We start from the raw sequence: 19247 nt of genomic DNA, 5'->3' as shown, positions 1-19247 counted from the left end.
CTTCCACGCCACCAGCGAAAGGGTCAACTGTCTAGCCACGCAGCACCACGCGCCGCTGAGGTCTGGCTGACCCCCCTTATTTTAAGGAAGCTGAGCGGGAGCGGGATAAACTGTCACGCTGGTGATAGCCGCCGTCGCCGCGGGCGACGAGCTACCATTACTCACAAAGAGCGCGATCATGCCACTGGAGTATGAATTATCGGTCACGCTGGCGATCAAATGGCCGTTCACACCCAAGACGATGCGATTACCCTTGATGATCACCGTCACCTCGTTTTGCTGGCCTAAAGACTTAATAGCCTTATTCGCGGCGATTCCCGACAGGACCTGCACGCGCGTAATGCCATCGAGGCCGGTCACCTCCTTTGAAATGGCATAAGTAGCATCGCCGAAGATGTCCACCCGATAATCGTTGGCCAATTGATCATCGCCGCGCATATAAATGCCCATACTATCGTTACTATCGCCGCTCTCCAGCGTCATATCAACCGTGATCTGGAAATCACTAAAGGTCTCCTGCACCGGTAGAGGAGCCACCAGGATACGGTGATTGCGGTCGGTCATTGTCAGCGCGTGGTTGGCGATGGTCTTACTGAAGCCGGGACCGCCGGTAGTATCCCACCCCTTGCTATTATCGGCGAAATCATCGCTAAACAGCGGAGTCACTGCGGGCCGCGCCTGGATAAACACATCTGGCGACGGGCTAGGCGCCACACGGCTGCGGCTGCTGGCTGGAGCGGACGGATGCCGCAGGCTGATAAAGACTGCCAGCGCACTGCCAATCAGCAGCAGAGCCAGGACACTGCCGATGATCAACACCAGGAGCGGAGGCTGTCGCCAGCGAGAGACCGGCCGCCGCGCCGGAGGTGAGGGCGGGACAAGAGGCGACGATGTGGCGGGGAATGGCCCAATCCCCTCACGGAATCCGCTGGAAGGCGTTGGCCAGGAAGGAGGCGAGGAGGGTGACCCTGCTGACCAGACGCTGATAGGCCAGTCAGACGGCTGCTCTTTAGACTCAGACTGAACCGGGGGAACCTTACTGCTCGCTGACCCGCCCACCATCATCGACCCCAGTAAGGGAGAGGAAACCACGTACGTGCCGCAGTCGGTACAGAAAAGCTCGTAAGGCCCGAGGTGCCTGCCGCAGATAGGGCAGAGGCGATCAACATTTGTGGTCTCCATGAGGGAAAAGCCTTTCTAGCCCGCCAGGGCTGCAAGCGAGAAGCAAGACAACATTACGAGAGACAGGCAGCACCTAGCTCTAGCACGCCAGTCCTACCTTGCCAGGTAGCTGGCTCTGTTTATCCCTATAGCTGACATGCTCGCTAGCAAGCGACCATATTGCCTGGCTCACTCGCCCGTGAGCGAGCGGCAAAAAGAGCTGAGCCAGCCCAGCCTTTCGGTTTCGGACTGACAAACAAGGCAAGGAACCCCAACAAAGCAACCTTCAGCCGTTCTCATGGAAGCTGGCGCGTTGCGGAGCCGTTTGCACAGCAACAGCGACAGCGATAGCGACGCCCTGGAGATCAGCGATGCTCACATCGAGCGCACTGAGTCCCAACTCCTCAGCGCGTTGACGAGCGCGACCATAGAGGCGCACTGAAGGGCGTCCGCTGCGCAACTGGATAATCTCCATCTCACGCCAGGCCACGCCGCGCAAGCCTGTTCCCAGGGCTTTACTGATCGCCTCCTTGGCGGCAAAGCGCCCAGCCAGCCGGGCAGGTTTAGGCTCCGGCAGAGGCGACACACCGCTCAAGGCGCGGCGACCGCGACACTGCAACACCTCGGCGTCCGTAAAAACACGCTGGAGAAAGCGCTCACCGTGCCGAGCATAGGCGCGGGCCACGCGCGCCACCTCAATGATATCGATGCCTACAGCCACATTGACCCCTTGCGGTGGCAAAAGAGCGGCTGGGAGGCCAGCCAAGCCCGCTGGCCCAAAGAGCCAGGCAGGTGGCGGCACATCAGGCCGGCTCACCAGAGGCGTGAACAGCAGCGGGGTTGCCTTCCCCTCATCTTGTTGAGGCGGACCAGAAAAAGGCCATCCGGCCTCATCGTCAGCGATGCTCATGACCCTCACCGATCAAAGTCCGCTCGCGGACTGGCAACGGTGGCGTCGTACTGTCGCTGGCAGGAAGGACCGTCGCGGCTGGACCCGTGCCCCGCCCGATACCGCGGTAAGTGAAGCCCAGGCTGACCATCTCGCGCGGCTCATAAATATTGCGCCCGTCGATCAACACCGGACGGCGCATCAGATTGCGGATCTGCACCATATCAAGCGATTTAAATTCATTCCAGTCGGTAACGATAATAATGGCGTCGGCCTGATCGGCCACCTCATAGGCGCTGGAGCAGAAGGTCACCAGGTCCAGGCGAATACCCTCGCGCTCCATGGCCTGGCGTGCCGTCTCGCGGGCCACCGGATCGTAGGCGCGGACTAAAGCCCCCTGGCCAGTGATCCAGCGAATGATATCGAGAGAAGGGGCCTCGCGCATATCATCAGTATTGGCCTTGAAAGCCAGGCCCAGAATACCGATCGTCGTATTGCGCAGCGAGCCTAAGATCGAGACCAGCTTATCCACCACCAAACGCCGCTGATCCTGATTGATCTCCATCACTGCATGCAGCAACTGCGGATGCAGCCCAGCCTCATCGGCCATATGGGCCAAGGCTCGTACATCTTTGGGGAAGCAGGAACCACCGTAACCGAGGCCGGCATCGAGAAAAGCGCGCCCGATGCGCTTATCGTAGCCCATTCCCACGGCCACCTCTTTCACATCGGCCCCCAGGCGCTCACAGATCTGGGCGATCTCATTAATGAACGAAATCTTTGTCGCCAGGAAAGCGTTGGAGGCATACTTGATCATTTCCGCCGTGTAGATATCGGTCATAATAATGGGCGCGCGCAGCGGGAGATAAAGCGCAGCCACACGCTGAGCTGCCTCCCTATCAGAAGAGCCAAGTACGATACGGTCGGGGTTTAAGAAATCCTGAATGGCTGCCCCCTCGCGCAGAAACTCGGGGTTCGAGACCACGGCGAAAGAGACGTCAGAGTGTGCCAGGTGAGTGCGGATAATGCGCGTCACCACGTCGCCACTGCCGACAGGAACGGTACTCTTATTAATGATAATGGCGTCGTGGTCCAGCTCCTCAGCAATCATGCGAGCCGCCATCTCGACATAGCGCATATCAGCGCTGCCCTGGCTACTGCCGGTAGGGGTATTGACTGCAATGAAAATAAACTCGCTGCCGGCCAGACCCTCGCGGTAACTTGTGGTGAAATGGAGGCGTCCAGCGCGAGCATTGCGCGCAATCATCTCCGCCAGGCCCGGCTCATAGATCGGAACTTCACCGCGCTTCAGACGGGCGATCTTCTCCTCAACGATATCCACACAGGTGACGTCATGTCCCATGTCAGCGAAACAGGTACCAGTCACCAATCCGACATAGCCCGTGCCGATCACGCAGATCTTCGACATCGCTCTTTTTTGCTCCTCTACCTCTCTCTTGTTCTTAGTTGCTGGCCGGCTGTGTCTGATAATTGTTCTATGCTCATGCCAGCTTCACAAAAGGATTCTCATGTTTCTCTTCGCCGATAGTTGTGGGTGACCCGTGGCCAGGAAAGACGATCAGGTCATCCTCCAGAGTATAGAGCTTCTCGCGAATCGAGCGCACTAGCTGCTCGTAGTTGCCGCCTGGTAAATCGGTGCGCCCGATGCCACGCTCAAAAAGGGTATCGCCGCTGAAGACGCAGTAGGGACGGCTCACCAGGCAAACGCCGCCGGGCGTATGTCCAGGGGTATGCCGTACCTCCAGCGAGAGCGTCCCAAAAGTAATCACCTGCCCATCTTCAAGCAGGATATCGGGTTTACGGCGCACAAGCGGCGGCTCACGCCCGGCGCTTCTGGCAGCATACACATCAGTATAGTAAGGAAGATCGGCAGGATGAATCGCCAGCGGTACCGGATAGACCTCGCTCACTGCATCAATCGCACAGATATGATCGAAATGACCATGCGTATTGATAATATAGCGAGGAGTAAGCTCCAGATCTTTGATGCGCTGCAGAATACGCTCCGGCTCGTCACCAGGATCGATGATCACCGCCTCGCGCGTCTGCGGGCAGGCGTACAGATAGCAATTCTCTGCAAGGAAACCGACAGTGACCGTCGCAACTAGTGGCCTGGCGTTAGCTTGTTCGCTCATAACAGGGAGGCTCCCATCTTCGGCAAAGAACTTGGCTTCGTTTCCACCGCAGTGCAGGGAAGGATTTGCTTTATTATAGCACATAGCCCAGCGCAGTACGCCAGCCCGATCTACCTGTAAAGCCTTTAATACATGATTAAAAGAAAGACGGGGCCTGGCGAGCACTATGCCGGGCGGGGCGCCGTCGTCCCAACTGAACACGCTGGCCATTAGTACCTATGGCTCGTTAGGCGCTGATAAGCGACGGCCAGGAGCTCTGTCCCTGCTGCTAGGCCAGGCGGCGATTGAGGCCGCTCAAGATGCTTCGCCTGGACTCTCTGGGGGAGATTCATGACGGCTAGCGGCCGGACTTTCATCGGCGCGCGCTTCAGCAGCACTGGTCGGCAGAGCGGAGGCCGAGGCGGCGGGCTCCTGCTCTGGTGGAACTGGCTGCTTCCCTACAGAGGCTGCCTCGGCGGCGCCTGCTGCTGCCGGGGCTGGCTGGCTCCCCTCCGTGGGGCGCTGCGGCATACCATAGAGAGCGGCGACCTCGCCCGGAGGGACCGGGCGAGCATAGCGCGAGCGCAGCACCAGGTAAGTCGTGGGGAGCAAGAGGATCAGCACCACCAGTGAAGTCCATTGGGCCTGTTTCAGACCCCAGTTGAGACCCAGGAAGCTTACTACTACGTTAGCGCGCCAGAAGAATACAATAAACTGGGTGATAGCGTAGCCATAGAGATAGACAAGCGTTAGCACACCAGGACGACTAATACGACGTGACAATACATAGAGGACAGCTAGAAGCACGAGATTGCAGAGTATCTCGTAAGCTGCGGCAGGCTGCACCGGCACATTGCAATAATGCTGCAGACAAGCGAAGCTAGCGGGATTAAGGTAGACCGTTGACCAGGGCAGCGTACTGGGATAGCCAATAATATCGCCATTAATCAGATTACCGATGCGGCCAAAGATCTGGCCGATAGAGGCGAAGAGCACCCCGGCATCGAGGGCCACAAAGGGATTGATGCCCTCAGCGCGCGCCCGCCAGAAGAGCACCGGCACCACCAAAAAGATCGCCCCGTAGAAGGCCATGCCGCCCTCCCAGGTTGCCAAAATGCGCCAGGGCTGCAGCAGATAGCCCTGTACCAGGTCTGGCTGCTGGATCACAAAATACAGGCGGCCGCCAATTAAACCGGCGATAATGCACCACCAGAGCAGACGATAGACGATCTCTTCGCTCAGACCCTTGCGCCGAACATAGCCCTGAATGCCCCAAAAAGCTATCACGATGGCCACGACATACATCAAGCCATACCAGTGGGGTGACAGCGGGCCAATATGGACGATGACCGGATCAATATTGATATAGATATAAGGCGGACCAATACGCAGCCAGCCCCAGTTGATCAGATCGGCCATGACGGTGGGCCAGATACTTCCCATTGCCCTTCTCCTTGCGCTCGCAAGGAACCGCCGGACTTGCCCTCTCTCCTCACCTGGCGCCTTACCATTGACGCCTCCTGCTCTCCCCGCAGGAGGAGAAGAAAGACCGGATAGGTCCCTGCTGGCTGGGTTGAGTTGATAGATTGGTTCAATTCCTTCTGGCCTTATGATAGCGGCAATCGTATCCTGCCGCAAGAGGAGGGCCGGAGAGCGGAGGCCACGCCGAGGAAAGCAATCAGCCAGGAAGAGAATGAAAGAAGCCCGGCCCTCCCCACCTGGCGGAAGAGCCGCCGGAAGAAACTAGAGCCGCGACTCAGCGGAGCAGCGACATGCAAAAGCGCTGAAGTGAGGAAAGGCGTGCAGATGCTCCTCACAGGGAGGGCGAGGGACAAAGCTGGCAAAAGCCGATGACGCCACCCAGCAAGCTGACTCACCGCTACCGTGAGGGGCACTCTGACGCCCCTCCAGGCGAACATGACAAGCTTGGCAGAGCAAAAATAGAGAAAATAGCAAAGCGAGACTGGGCGATGATCAAGTGCGCTGTTTGACAAGTGATGAAGATCAGAGCACAACACTCCCCCAGCGCATCGGATGCGGCCTAAGAGCGGGCGCCGCGGCTCAACTCGCCAGCGCCGGGCTGGCGCTCACTGGCGGGAATCACGCTGCGCGAGGGACCTCGCCATCGCTCACACGCTTGCCTAGGAGTGGGAGGAAGCTGCTGCCGAGCGCGATTGCTGGGCGACCTGCTGGGGCTCGACGTCGACACGCAGAAGCGCCTTGAGAGCCTCGTCCGAAACCACCTTGCCCTGTTGACCTTCGAAGATCAGATCATCGCGCGAGCAATAATACAGGTGCCGCCAATTCTCTAGGGCGCGGTCCCAGGCGGGATAGCGCAGCGTTGCCTCCGCATCGCTTTTTACCACACGCTGGAAGGCGATAAAGGAGACGACCAGGGCGGCGATGATGATCAGCAAGGTAATAATCACCTGGGCGAGCAGGCCAGGGCCGCCCGTACCGCTAACGCCCTCGCCGAGCACCACAAAGATAAAGAAAATTGCCAGCCCAACCAGGACCACGGCAGGCCCTACCAGATTGATCATAGGTGTCTGCCGACCGGGCATTGGGGGAGGCGCCAGGCGGCTGATGCCACTGCGATAAGCCTCCAGCGACGTCTTGACCAGATCTGCCTTGTGGCAGCGCGGGCACAGCGGTTTCGCGGCCTGCCCCTGCTGCTGCCGCGTTTGATCGGACGCCATTGTGACTCTATGACCTCCTCATTGTTGGATAGCGCTCGATTCTCTTTCTCTGAAGAGCTAATCTGAATAGTACCACAGAAAAGCATAACATTTTCCGGTCCCTGGCGACAATCCCTACTGGGGAGCAGCGGCAAACAAGCTGACCAGCCCGCTGGTCGCCCAACGGCGGCCTCTCTCTTCCCCTCGCCCTCCTCCGGCTGCGCACAAGCCCCCCTTTGACAGCGCTCCTATCAAGCGCTACACTGTTTCAAGAACAGCGAGAGCGCTGCAGAGAGGACAGAAAAAGTATGTCAGAGCCGCAGATTATCATCCTGGGGTTGGGACCGGGACCGTGGGAGCTGCTGACGCGCGAGGCCTACGCGGTGCTGGCTGAGGCGGTAGAGCGCGGGCAGCCGATCTACTTCCGTACGCTGATCCATCCTATTATAGAGCCGCTGCGTCGGGCTTTTCCCGGCCTGGCGCTGCAGTCGTTTGATGCGCTCTACGATGCCGCCCAGGACTGGGAGGCCCTTTATCAACAGATGGCCGAGACCATCTGTGCGGCGGCGATGGCTGAGGGAGGAACGGTAATCTACGCCGTGCCTGGTCATCCGCTCGTAGGGGATACCAGCGTACAGCTCTTGCTGCGCCTGACCAAGGAGCGTGGCCTGGGGCTGCGTCTGGTGGCAGGCCTCTCTTTCATCGAACCGGTCTGCACAGCGCTGGAGCTAGACCCGCTGGAGGCTGGCTTACAGATCATCGATGCCGTTTCCCTGGCGGCCCTGCGCAGCGATGAGGTTGCCGGCAAGGTCATACCGACCACGCCCCTGCTGGTTCCCCATCTCTATAACCGCCGTCTGGCCAGCGCCGTCAAGCTGGCCCTTGGTGAATGCTACCCTGACGAGTGGCAAGTGACGCTAGTCCGTCTCAGCGACCAGGCGCAGGAGGCGGCGCGGCTGCAGCACCTGGCCCTCTACGAGCTGGATCGCCAGCCGCTGGCCGACCACCTGACGACGCTCTACGTGCCACCGGTAGATGCCCTGACGGCCCTGCGCCATCCTGAAACGCTGCGCTACCTGACTATGCGTCTGCGGCGCGATCCCGACGGTTGCCCCTGGGACCGCGAGCAGACCCATCAGACGCTTGTTCCCTTTGTACTGGAGGAAACGTACGAGGTAGTGGAGGCGCTGGAAGAGAACGACATGGGCAAGCTGGCCGAGGAGCTAGGTGATCTCCTGCTTCAGGTCTATCTCCACGCTGAAATTGCACGTCAGGAAGGACACTTTAGCATTGGCGATGTCTTTGAGCACATCAATGCCAAGCTCATCCGGCGCCATCCCCATGTCTTTGGCGATGTCAAAGTGAGCAGCGCGGGGCAGGTGGTCCAGAACTGGGAAGCCATCAAGCGGGCCGAGCGCCAGGCCGCTGGCCAACCTGTTCAGGAAGAAAGCCTTCTCGATCGTGTGCCGTTAGCCTCACCGGCCCTGACGGTGGCCCAGGAATACCAGAGGCGCGCCGCCAAAGTGGGTTTCACCTATGCCGATATGGAGGGCGTCCTTGCTAAATTGAGCGAAGAGCTGCGCGAGCTAGCCCAGGCTCGCAGTCACGAAGAACGCCAAGAAGAAATGGGCGACCTGCTTTTCATGGTGGTGCGGGCCGCCAACGAACTGAATATTGATGCTGAGGCCGCCCTGCGGCAGGCGAACCGCAAATTCCGTCGCCGCTTTCGCCTCATGGAAGAGCTAGCGCGTAGCGAAGGGCGACCCCTGCAGGAGCGCAGCCGCGAGGAACTGCGCGCCCTCTGGCGCCGCGCCAAAGAGCAGGCTGATGCTGCCTCAGAAGCCTGATACGCCGCCAAGCTACCAGCGCCATGAGACAAGAATTACTTGCCTGGTTTGCGCGAGAAGGGCTGCTGCTGCAAAGCGTGACAGCCAATCCCGAAGATCCTGAGCACGACGAGATCAAGGTGACCGTGCGAGCGCCCATTGTTGCCCTGGGGCGAGGCCGCGAGGACTTTCGCGAGTGCCCTGATCCCGTGCTTTTTGGCTATCCAGAGTCCTGTTTAGAGCTGATGACCCTGGAAGATTTGCACTGGTTCATTCTGCGCTGGTTCGAAGGGGCCGTAGCTGCCGGGCGGGCGCGCTGTTTCGTCTGTAACAAAGTGCTGGACAACGGGCCAGACCATCCCTGGGATGCCGTCTTTGTCAGCGCCGACTGGCACTGCTGGCTAGTCGTGCACTTCGACTGTAAGCGGTATCTGGGGCGCGACCTCAAAGGGCGCAATCCCTTCGAGGTCGAATTACGCGAACCGGAGCTATTTGACCTACGCCTCACAGAGCGCGAAGGTCAGGAGAGGGGAGGGAGCGCCGATGGATAAGCAACAAGTGGCCCAGGCCCTGGAAGAGGTGGCTACCCTGCTGCATCTTAAGAAAGACGCCAGCCCCTTTGAGGCACGGGCGTACGAGAATGCCGCGCGCACCATCAGCACGCTGGATGACGACATCGAGCGGCTGGTGAAAGAGGGACGGCTTAAAGGCATACCTGGCCTCGGGCCGACCATCACCCGGCGCATCGAGGAGCTGGTTACCACGGGACATCTGACCTTCCTGGAGGAGCTGCGTGCGGCCACGCCACCTGTCAAGCTGGAGCTGCTGCGCATCCAAGGTCTTGGTCCGCGGCGCATCAATACCATTGTCGATCAATTGCACATCGCCAGCCTCGAAGAGCTAGAACGGGCCTGCAAAGAGGACCGCGTCGCTGCTCTGCCTGGCTTCGGCAAGAAGACGCAGGAGAAGATCCTCCAGGGCCTGGCCTTTCTGGCTGAGCACGGTCACCGTCATCTTTATCCTGTCGCCGAGGCCGAAGGGCTGCGCATGCGCGAGGCCCTGGCCTCTCTACCCGAGATCGTGCGCGTCCAGGTAGCGGGCAGCCTGCGCCGGCGGCGAGAGACTGTCAAAGACATCGATATCGTTGCCAGCGTCCCCGACAATGCTGACAGCGCCGCCCGTCAGCGCGTCATGAACTTTTTCACCAGCCAACCCGGCATACGGCAGATCGTTAGCAAGGGGGAGACGCGCTCCAGCGTCGTTCTAGCGACTGGCATACAGATGGACCTGCGCCTAGTCACCGAGCGCCAGTTTCCTTATGCGCTCCATCACTTTACCGGAGCCAAGGAGCATCATATACCGCTGCGGCGGCGGGCGCTCAGCATGAACATGACCATCAATGAGTATGGTCTCTTCAAGGGCAAAGAGCCTGATCTAGAGCTGGTGCCCTGTAAAGACGAAGCCGAGTTTTATGCCGCGCTTGGCCTGGCCTACATCGAACCCGAGCTACGCGAGGATATGGGCGAGATCGAGGCTGCGGAGCGCGGCGAGCTGCCCACGCTCGTTGAAGAGCGTGACCTGCGTGGGGTCCTGCACGTCCATTCTACCTGGAGCGATGGCAAGAACACCATCCGTGAGCTGGCTGAGGCCTGCCTTCAGCGTGGTCTCACCTATCTGGGCATCACCGATCACAGTCAGAGTGTCGGCTATGCCAATGGCCTCAGCGTCGAGAACCTGCAGCGCCAGTGGGAAGAGATCGACCGCCTCAATGCTGAATTCGCCGGACGCCTTGTGATCCTGAAAGGGACCGAATGCGATATCCTCAAAGATGGTTCGCTCGACTATCCCGATGAGGTCCTGGCGCGCTTCGACTTCGTCATCGCCTCCATTCATAGCCATTTTACGCTCTCGCCCCAGGAGCAGACCGAGCGTATGCTGCGCGCCATTGCCAACCCGTATGTGACCATCATCGGGCATCCGACGGGGCGTCTCTTGCTTGAACGCCCGGGCTATACTCTGGATATAGAGGCGGTGATCGAGGCCGCCGCGCGGCATGGCGTCTTTATAGAGATCAACGCCAGTCCGCAGCGCCTTGATCTCGACTGGCGCTATGTGCGCAAGGCGCGCGATCGAGGTATTCTGATCCCGATCGACCCTGACGCTCATTCCATTGCGGGCCTTGACGATATGCACTATGGCATCGGCATTGCGCGCAAGGGCTGGCTCTCCGCTGCCGATGTACTCAATACACGCCCGCTTGCTGAGCTACAAGCCCTCTTGCAGCGCAGGAAAGCATCACGCTAAAGGAGGTATCCTGTCATGGCACCGATGGCAGAACTGGAGGTTCAGCGCCGCCAGGTTCTTGGCAAAGCGACCAGGCGGCTGCGCCGCCAGGGGATTATACCCGCCAATATCTTTGGCCACAAGGAGCCCCCTCTGGCCATCCAACTGGAGGCGGCAGCCTTCGAGCGTTTCCGCCGTCAGCATAAGGCTGCCAGCCTGGTTACCCTGCGTATTCCGGGCGACTCATTTGCGGAGACGGCGCTTGTACACAGCATCCAGCGCGATCCCTGCACGGGCAAGATTCTCCATGTCGATTTCTTCCGCGTGAGCCAAGAGGAAGAGGTTGAGGTCAAGGTGCCGTTGCACCTGGTTGGCGAGGCGCCTGCCGTCAAAGAGAGCGGTGGTACGCTGCTGCGCCTCCTGGATGCGCTTGAAGTGGCTTGCCGCGCAACTGAGATCCCCGAGGCGATCGAGGTCGACGTCTCGCCGCTGGTTGAGGTGGAGCAGATCATCCATGCCGGTGAGATTAAGCTACCGCCCAATGTACGCCTCTTGACCGATCCGCATGAGCCGGTCGTGAAAGCGGAGCCGCCGGCCGTCGAGGTCGAAGAGGCTGCCGAGGCTGCTCCTGCGGCTCAGCCTGCTGCGTCGGCACAGCCGCAGTCTGGCGAGAGTGCCGCCAAGGAAAGCTAGGGCTCAGACGCATATCGCAGGCAGGAGTAAGGCCTACCGCGGGGCGCCAACGCTCCTGCCTGCTGGGCTGGGCGGCGTACGAGCCGCTGGCATGCCTGTCCAGCTCCGCCACTCCTGGCCTGGCGCGCTCCTGCTGTACCTGGCCGCCTGGCTGACGGGTCAGCGCTTATGCTGGACTGAGCTGCCTGTCGGCAATCAGACACTCTACCAAGAAGTGAGCGATAGACATGCGTATTATGATTGTGACCGACCAGTATCCGCCGATGGTGGGGGGAGTACCTGTCGTCACCCACGATCTGGCCGTTGGCCTGGCCGCACGGGGTCATCAGGTCTGGGTAGTCGCGCCCTGCCAGGGGGCGCGCGACGTCCACCGCATTGAAGAAGGGGTACATGTCTATCGCTTTACCTCTTTCGAGTGGCCAACCTATCCCGATATGCGCATTCCCTTCCTGCCAATCCTACCCATTCGGCGCCTGCTCAAGCAGAGCAACCCTGACGTTATCCATATCCACTCACCGATTGTCTTAGGAAACATCGCTCAGTTGCTGGCGGGGGGACTGCGCAAGCCGGTCATCGCAACCAATCATTATCTGCCCATCAACATCAGTCGTACTCTGGCCAGTGATCAGCGCTTCAGCAAACATTTCGATACGCTCAGCTATAGTTATCTCATCCACTTCTACAATCGCTGTGAGTACGTGACTACCCCGACCCATACAGCGCTGCGGCTCCTCTACGAGCATGGACTACGCGCGCCAGCCGGGGTCATCTCCAACGGAGTTGATCTCAAGAAATTTGCGCCGGGACCCCCTGATGAGGAAGTGCGCCAACGCTATCACCTGCCGGCTGATCGCCCGCTGGTTCTGCACGTCAATCGTCTCAGCGAGGAAAAGCGGGTGAACGTCCTCTTAGATGCCGTGGCGCAATTAAAGCATCGGGCCTACGTTGTACTGGCGGGAACGGGGCCGGCAGAAGCCGAGCTGCGCGAGCAGGCTGCGCGTCTGCGCATCGAGGAGCACGTTGCCTTTCTGGGCTTTGTGGCCGATCGAGATCTGTTGGCCATTCGACGGATGGCCGACCTTTTCGTCATTCCTTCAGAGGCGGACCTGCAAAGCCTGGCGACGATGGAGGCGATGGCTTGCGGCTTACCGGTCATAGCGGCCAACGCCTATGCTTTGCCGGAGCTGGTGCATCATGGGGAGAACGGCCTCTTATTTGAGCCGGGCAATAGTGGAGAACTGGCGCGCGCCATTGATTATCTACTGGAGCATCCCGAGCTGCGCCGGCAAATGGGCGCTAAGAGCCTGGAGATTATCGCACAGCACGACCGTGAGCGCGTCCTTGATCAATGGGAGGCGCTCTATCAACGCCTGGCCTCTGAGTTCGCAGTAGCGCGTCAACTGAGAGAGCGAGCCCGCCGGGCCTTGCGTCTCAGACGCCCGCCGCTGCCTTCTGAGCGTGGCTAGCCGCGAGCATCTTGCTCACGGCTACGGCGCGTGCGCCGTGGGTTGATCCAGGAGCGGTGAAGCAGGCGCGCAAGACCGCGCTCGATGTCCCAGCGAATCTGAATCGCCTGGTAGCGCAGCCAGCCGACGACAAGCTCTTGCCAGCTTGGGCGAGGCGGAAGGGGCAGCACACGACGGCTCTCATCCACCCGAACAAAGACCGGTGCCAGAATCAACGATCGCGGGCGCTTCTCGTACGTTCGCTCTTCCATGCGGTCTCTTGCTCCTTGATCTTTCCCTCCAGCAGGTGCGCGGCAAAAAAGACACAACCGAAGCACAGTGATGTCTGTGGGTGTCAGCTATACTAGCTAGCGGCGACACTAAGAGACTCTGAGGAAGAGTATAGTGTCTGCAAAGGGATTTGTCCAGGGTACGACCGGCGCCATAAGCCCCTTTGGCCAGGCAGGCCGATGACCTGGTGAGGTGAGGGCAGCGAGTCGCGCCGGCGAAGAGAGGGGAGGATCAGAGGTCTCAGGTTGGTCTGCTGCCAGGCTCCTGACCGGCGGCTAGCGGGCGGGCCGGGGATGAGGAGCGGAAAGAAAGGGCTGGAGCCATGCCAGACCAGTACCGGAATGACTAAGGATGCCCGTTTCATTGACAAGAATGGGGGATTTCAGTATACTCTTCGCCACAGGCGAGGAGCCTGTATATTTTGTTTTGGCTTGGGAGCTTGCCCGAGCAAAGGGAATGGTGATGGCTACCAGAGAAGAGGAGAAACCGGCGCCGATGTCAACTGTCGAGGCCGGTCGTAAAGGGGGGAGTGTTGTCCGCGACAAGTATGGCGGGGAGTATTACCGCCAGATCGGCAAGAAGGGAGGTACCGCTCTCAAGGAAAAGCGGGGGAGTGAGTACTATCGCCAGATTGCCCAGAAAGGTGGCCAGGCCAACGTGAGCAAGTATGGTCCGGCCCACTTTTCTGAGATGGGGAAGAAGGGTGGCAATGCGACCAAGGCGCGGCAAGACCCCGACTTTTACAGCCGGATCGGTAAGTTGGGAGGGGCAGCCAGGCGTCGGAAGAAAGCGGAGGCACAGGAATAATTCTATCTCATTATGAGTTACCGCTGCTCTTCTGGCACAAGGCAGCACTCTAATGGACAGGAGGGCGGGGCAAGGAGCAAGCACAGCGACAACGGGGCTGTGCTCTCCCCCCGGCCTCCTTTATGCTGAGCAAACAAGTAATGCTGCCAGGGCCGCCAGTGGGCCGCCTCATCAAAAAATGAGCCGGCTCCAGCAGATCGCCGTATCGGAGTGGTACCGGTTAGGGTAATACCGGAGGGCGATGCACACAGGCTTAGCTTTCCGGCTCCTGGAGGACCTGGCGCAGGAAGGCCCGCAGATCAGAGGCCAGCTCGGGGCGCTTGAGGGCATAGGTGATGGTCGTGGTCAGTAGCCCCAGACGGGTACCAGTATCATAGTAGGTTCCCAAAAAGCGCAGGCCATAGCAGCGCCCCTCTTGGGCCTGACGCTCAATGGCATCTGTCACCTGGATCTCGCCTCCGGCACCAGGTGGCGTCTGCTCCAGCAACGGGAAGATGTCGGGGGTCAGAAGATAGCGCCCCATGATAGCCAGATTTGAGGGCGCCTCTTCCCGTGATGGTTTCTCCACCAGATGGGTGATGCGCAGCGCTTGATCTCCCAGCTCCTCTACCGCAGCGATGCCGTAGCTTGGGATCAGTTCCTCTGGCACGGGGGCAAGGGCGACCACTGAGCCGCCATAACGCTCATGGATGGCTAGCAGTTGGGGCAAACAAGGCGTCTCTTCGGCGACCAACACGTCGCCCAGCATGACCACGAACGGCTCATCGCCTACCAGGGCCCGCGCGCAAAGGATGGCATGCCCAAGTCCCAACGGCTCGGGCTGACGCACGGCGCTGTAATGCGCCATCTGCTGCACGCGCCGTAACTCTTCCAATTCCTGCAACTTTCCACGCTGCTCCAATAGCTGCTCCAGCTCGGGAAAGGCATCAAAGTGATCCTCGATGCTGCGCTTACTCCTGCTCGTGACGAAAATGATTTCCTCGATACCACTGGCCACAGCCTCTTCGACGATATATTGCAAGGTTGGCTTATCGACCAGTGGCAGCATCTCTTTGGGGATAACTTTCGTTGCGGGCAGGATGCGCGTGCCCAGTCCCGCCACTGGTAATACGGCTTTGCGAATACGCATTAACCCTCCTTGATTCTTGGCACGAAAACGCTCCGGTCGGTCTGCTCCTGGCGTCCAGCCCTATTGTAACGACCGGGCGATTTGATGGTCAATCTCAGCCTGGCTGCCGTGCGGCCCGCTCTCGTGGGACAGGCAAGACGGCGACAGCCGCCCCATCCTGCCTGTGAGCACCTTGCTGAAGCCACTTCCCCTCTGGTCTGATGCCTGAGTAAGCTGTGAGGGTAGCAGTGAGAGGGGCTGGGGGGCTGGCCAGGCTCTCTCTGTCGACTAGTGCTATCATAGCATATTCTATCGATGCTGAGGCGATGGTGAGGATGAAAGACGCTCCTGGCGCATAACTTTGTCGTGGGCCGGCGAGGACACCGGGCTGATCAGGCGGGCCCCGAGCGAAGGGCAAGCCCTGAGCAGCATGCAAGCCGGATGCGGGTCGGAAAAAAGATACGCAAGAAGTCGAGAAGGAGGGCGTTTCTAACTGCAGAGCGCCCGTGCTGCGCCGGCTTTCGCGCTCACTCTCCACTGCGCTGAGGGCGCGGTCGTCTCCGGTTGCTTTGAAGCGATGGCGGCCTAACGGGTGCCTCTCTCTTCCTTATTGATCCGGGTCTGAGGGGCGCACAGAACTATAGTTCTGTCGTGTGATTCGATCTGTTTTCTGAAAACAAGATCGTCTATTGATAGATAGTGCTCATAGTGCTACTAATGTCACAGGAGGAACCGGTAGATGGCCACTGTCGAGCCTTTCTCCCATACCATGATTGAGACCTTCCTGCGCAGCCAGAATCTGCGCTTCCTGCGCGATGAGGACAACGATTTCCTGGTTCAGTTCAGCTACGACCCTGACTGCGCTTGCGAACTTAACTTCTACCTCACTGCTCAGGGCGAGCAGCGAGAGATCTACGGCTTGCTCTGCTCTTCCGATCAGCGCTTTGGGCGCGATCGCTGGGAGCAGGCCCTGGCCTTGTGTAATGACTGGAATCGTGAGCGGCGCTGGCCCAAGAGCTTTGTGCGCAGCCGCGAGCGCAATGGCGTAGAGCAGCTAGAGATCTGCCTAGACATGTATATCGACCTGGAGCCTGGCATTCATCCTGAGCTGTTCAGGCAGCTGACTATGACCTTTATCGGGGCAAGCTTCAGCTTCTGGCGCTGGCTACACCAGGAGAAGCATTTCTACTAAGGTCCCTCTGGTCTTTCTCCCCCTTCCCTTTTGCTGGAGATGATCGGGGACAGAAGAGCGCTACGGCTTTTTGGCCTCTGTCCCCGGGAGCAATATCCCAGCCATTTTTTCTCGATGCAAAAATATGCTATAGTTAGCTATAGCTGACATAACACATTTTTGTAGTGTATGTCCATATATATTTGCAATAGCAGAGGAAAATACTGGGCTGGAGAAAGCGGGGAAGGTAATGCTACGTGAGGGTACACAGCTAGCCCAGGGCCGCTATCGCCTGGTGCGCTCACTGGGAAGCGGGAGCCTGGGCGAGGTCTACTTGGCCGATGACCTGCACATGCGGCGCCGGGTAGCCATCAAAATCATTACCGCCGAAGCCACGACCTGTCTGGAAGCCACCGCGGCCTCCCAGGCGAGACGATATATTGAGCGCGAGCTGAGGGCCATAGCCCGCCTCGATCATCCTCATATCCTCGACCTCTACGACTATGGAGAGGAACTCTGGCAGCGTCTACTGCTGCTCTACATGGTCATGCCCTACCGGCCTGAAGGCTCATTGGCGGGCTGGCTGCGCCTGCGTTCGCAGCTTGGCCCTTTAAGCCCCCAGGAGGTCAGCGACCTGATCAGCCAGGCTGCTGATGCCTTGCAACACGCGCATGATCAGCAGATCATCCATCGCAATGTCAAGCCCTCCAATCTACTCATACAGCTCCATCCGAGACAGCCGCGGCGTCTTCACCTCCTGCTGAGCGACTTCAGCATTGCCCGCATCGCCGAGGCCAATCTGACCACTGGACAGATTATCCGCGGAACCCCGACCTATATGGCGCCCGAGCAATGGGAAGGTCAGCCGACCTGTGCCACCGATCAATATGCCCTGGCGATCATGGCCTATGAGATGCTGACGGGTCAGCCTCCCTTTCGAGGAGGGCCGGGGCCGCTCATGTATCAGCATTTGCAAAAGATGCCACCGCCGCCGAGCAGCCAGAATCCGGCGCTCTCGCCAGCTATTGATCGTGTGCTGCTCCAGGCTCTGGCCAAGCGACCAGAGGAGCGCTTTAGCTCGGTAGCCGCCTTTGCCAGCGCCCTGGAAGAGGCCATTAGCGGTGAGGCAAGACCGCCAGAAGCGGAGATAGCAGCGGAAGAGGCTGGCAGGCCAGAGGAGAGCGGACTTATTGAGGTCAGGCTGGCCATTAGCCAGAGCGAGGCGCGGCATGGAACGTACCGGCGCCTGAACCTGGCGGGCGAGGAAGTCGAGATCGAAATTGCGCCCGGCGTAGTCGATGGCCAGACGTTGCGCATCGCCGGCTGGCAACGCCAAGGCGCTGACTCAGGAGCGTCAACAGAGGAGTCCTGGCCCGATCTCTTACTCAAGCTGGACGTCGTGCCGGATGAGTTGCTGGCTCACGCGGCAGAGAATAACGGCGGCAGTCCTGCTCTGCCTGTCACAGCGGTAGCCTGTACTTTCCCGTCATCTGAAGCTGCCGACGTTCCACAATTGCCTTTCCCGCCGCCGTCACGGTTGTTCCAAAGCGCGCCCTGGCCCAGTTGGCCGGCGAGTAGTGAGCCGGGAGAGGGCAGAGCGCTGAGTGGGACCTTTCCCTCAATGGCCTCTCTGTCTCGCACACCTGCTTACAGCACAGCGAGCGTCACAGGTGCGCTGCGACCGGACTATCCGTCGCGTGGAGCGACAGGCGCATATCGGGTGAGCGCTGGGGAAACGCTGGCGACCCCGCTGAGAACTGGGCCGCTGCCCTCTGCAGGTGGTCAGAGGCCGACAGAGCTGCGCCAGCTTGCTCGTCCGCCGCGACGCAGCCCATCCCAGATCATTACTGTCCTGCTAGTCCTCTTCCTCCTCTTCGCCAGCAGCGGCCTCCTGGCCTATTTTCTGGTGACCAGCCAACCAGCAGCCTTGCGCGGCGAGAGTCAGCGAGGGCGACCTTGGGAGAGCGCTGCGACGGTGAAGGCAGCTCAGGCAGCCAATGAGGAAAGCCGGACAGAGGCCCGTGTCAGTCTGACTCCCACGCCAGCGCGTGCCCAGCAAGAAGCCACGGCGACGGCCCATGCTCAGCAGGAGGCCATCACCGCCACAGCCCAGACGCAACAACGCGCACAAGCCCAGGCCACGGCTGCCGCTCAAGCACTGGCCAGAGCCCAACTGGCCGCTACAGCCACAGCTCAGGCTGCTCAACCTCTGCTGACCGCCGACAAGACAAACCTGCAAGCCCATCCCGGCGCCAGTAGCAGCGACTGCGCCTACATGCTGCCCGCGATCGATAGCAGCGGCTACCCGGGCTGGTCCTGTAGCCTGACCCTGAGCAACCGTGGCCCAGCCCAGCAACCCCTAACCTGGTCCACCAGCATCGCCGGTCCTGGAGGCAATAGCAGCCTCTGGCCGATCCCGGCCAATGAAAGCGGACGCAGCGACATCTATCTCTTACCGGCGAGCGGGCAGATCCGCCCCCAGGGAGCGCAGCAGGTGCGCATCATCGTGCGTGACTTCTCCCAAGGCACCGGTTGCCCCAGCAGCTATCTCCTGCGCTTCAGCGGTCCAGCGAACCACATCGATGTGCTCTGGAGCTGCTCCTGAGCTGAGCTGCAGACCTTGAACACCGAGCAGCGCCAGGCCAGAGGGCAGATCAAGCCCCAGCGCTCTCTGTCTCCGGCCCGGTCAGGGCGACGCTCGTTCCCGGCCTGACCGGAGCAGCCGCTGGTTCTTTATTCTTGACAATATATGTATACATA

Annotated in this window: 16 protein-coding genes; 8 read left to right on the top strand and 8 right to left on the bottom strand. The window is 59.9% G+C overall.

The features are described 5' to 3' along the window. Positions 1–81 precede the first annotated feature (81 nt). The 6 genes from AC6H1L_RS10250 to AC6H1L_RS10225 all read right to left on the bottom strand — a co-directional run bounded on the left by AC6H1L_RS10250 (position 82) and on the right by AC6H1L_RS10225 (position 6884). Complete coding sequence (locus AC6H1L_RS10250; RefSeq protein WP_497601393.1) at positions 82–1182, bottom strand: 3-keto-alpha-glucoside-1,2-lyase-like domain-containing protein; 1101 nt, start codon at positions 1180–1182, stop codon at positions 82–84. A 265-nt stretch (positions 1183–1447) separates the two neighbouring features. Next, the gene (gene acpS / locus AC6H1L_RS10245; RefSeq protein ID WP_497601392.1) at positions 1448–2071 is read right to left on the bottom strand and encodes a holo-ACP synthase; all 624 of its coding nucleotides are present in this window, start codon (positions 2069–2071) and stop codon (positions 1448–1450) included. After that, positions 2058–3479: a UDP-glucose dehydrogenase family protein gene (locus tag AC6H1L_RS10240; RefSeq protein WP_497601391.1), complete on the bottom strand. Its 1422-nt coding sequence runs from the start codon at positions 3477–3479 to the stop codon at positions 2058–2060. Before AC6H1L_RS10240 ends, acpS begins: the two co-directional genes overlap by 14 nt. A gap of 73 nt (positions 3480–3552) precedes the next feature. Beyond that, positions 3553–4206, bottom strand: a complete 654-nt coding sequence (locus AC6H1L_RS10235) for an MBL fold metallo-hydrolase (RefSeq protein WP_497601390.1) — start codon at positions 4204–4206, stop codon at positions 3553–3555. A gap of 294 nt (positions 4207–4500) precedes the next feature. Then, on the bottom strand, positions 4501–5628 hold the full coding sequence (gene lgt / locus AC6H1L_RS10230) for a prolipoprotein diacylglyceryl transferase (protein WP_497601389.1): 1128 nt from the start codon (positions 5626–5628) through the stop codon (positions 4501–4503). 698 nt (positions 5629–6326) lie between these two features. Continuing rightward, the gene (locus AC6H1L_RS10225) at positions 6327–6884 is read right to left on the bottom strand and encodes a hypothetical protein (protein WP_497601388.1); all 558 of its coding nucleotides are present in this window, start codon (positions 6882–6884) and stop codon (positions 6327–6329) included. A 287-nt stretch (positions 6885–7171) separates the two neighbouring features. Here AC6H1L_RS10225 and mazG point away from each other — a divergent pair, with 287 nt between their 5' ends. From mazG to AC6H1L_RS10200, 5 genes are all read left to right on the top strand, one after another. Beyond that, positions 7172–8710 carry a nucleoside triphosphate pyrophosphohydrolase gene (gene mazG, locus AC6H1L_RS10220; RefSeq protein ID WP_497601387.1) on the top strand — a complete coding sequence of 513 codons (1539 nt, stop codon included), beginning with the start codon at positions 7172–7174 and terminating at the stop codon, positions 8708–8710. 23 nt (positions 8711–8733) lie between these two features. Continuing rightward, complete coding sequence (locus tag AC6H1L_RS10215; RefSeq protein WP_497601386.1) at positions 8734–9240, top strand: hypothetical protein; 507 nt, start codon at positions 8734–8736, stop codon at positions 9238–9240. Continuing rightward, on the top strand, positions 9233–10993 hold the full coding sequence (gene polX, locus AC6H1L_RS10210) for a DNA polymerase/3'-5' exonuclease PolX (protein ID WP_497601385.1): 1761 nt from the start codon (positions 9233–9235) through the stop codon (positions 10991–10993). Before AC6H1L_RS10215 ends, polX begins: the two co-directional genes overlap by 8 nt. A 15-nt stretch (positions 10994–11008) precedes the next feature. After that, the gene (locus AC6H1L_RS10205) at positions 11009–11665 is read left to right on the top strand and encodes a 50S ribosomal protein L25 (RefSeq protein ID WP_497601384.1); all 657 of its coding nucleotides are present in this window, start codon (positions 11009–11011) and stop codon (positions 11663–11665) included. Between the two features lie 227 nt (positions 11666–11892). After that, positions 11893–13131, top strand: coding sequence for a glycosyltransferase (locus tag AC6H1L_RS10200; protein ID WP_497601383.1), 1239 nt, complete (start codon positions 11893–11895; stop codon positions 13129–13131). Here the strand turns inward: AC6H1L_RS10200 and AC6H1L_RS10195 are convergent. Beyond that, positions 13128–13382 (bottom strand): hypothetical protein, encoded by a 255-nt coding sequence (locus tag AC6H1L_RS10195; RefSeq protein ID WP_497601382.1) that lies wholly within the window; start codon positions 13380–13382, stop codon positions 13128–13130. The two genes, AC6H1L_RS10200 and AC6H1L_RS10195, sit on opposite strands and share 4 nt — an antisense overlap. A 514-nt stretch (positions 13383–13896) precedes the next feature. Between AC6H1L_RS10195 and AC6H1L_RS10190 the strand changes: the two genes are divergently transcribed. Further along, complete coding sequence (locus AC6H1L_RS10190; protein ID WP_297167688.1) at positions 13897–14208, top strand: hypothetical protein; 312 nt, start codon at positions 13897–13899, stop codon at positions 14206–14208. A 253-nt stretch (positions 14209–14461) separates the two neighbouring features. Here the strand turns inward: AC6H1L_RS10190 and galU are convergent, their stop codons facing one another. Further along, positions 14462–15337 carry a UTP--glucose-1-phosphate uridylyltransferase GalU gene (gene galU / locus AC6H1L_RS10185; RefSeq protein WP_497601381.1) on the bottom strand — a complete coding sequence of 292 codons (876 nt, stop codon included), beginning with the start codon at positions 15335–15337 and terminating at the stop codon, positions 14462–14464. 718 nt (positions 15338–16055) lie between these two features. Between galU and AC6H1L_RS10180 the strand changes: the two genes are divergently transcribed. Then, positions 16056–16508, top strand: a complete 453-nt coding sequence (locus AC6H1L_RS10180) for a type III secretion system chaperone family protein (protein WP_497601380.1) — start codon at positions 16056–16058, stop codon at positions 16506–16508. Between the two features lie 229 nt (positions 16509–16737). Beyond that, positions 16738–19092 carry a serine/threonine protein kinase gene (locus AC6H1L_RS10175; RefSeq protein ID WP_497601379.1) on the top strand — a complete coding sequence of 785 codons (2355 nt, stop codon included), beginning with the start codon at positions 16738–16740 and terminating at the stop codon, positions 19090–19092. Positions 19093–19247 lie beyond the last annotated feature (155 nt).

The organism is Thermogemmatispora argillosa, assembly GCF_059696725.1.
Note: the sequence above shows the minus strand (reverse complement) of the source record. Positions and strands in the feature narration are given on the sequence as shown.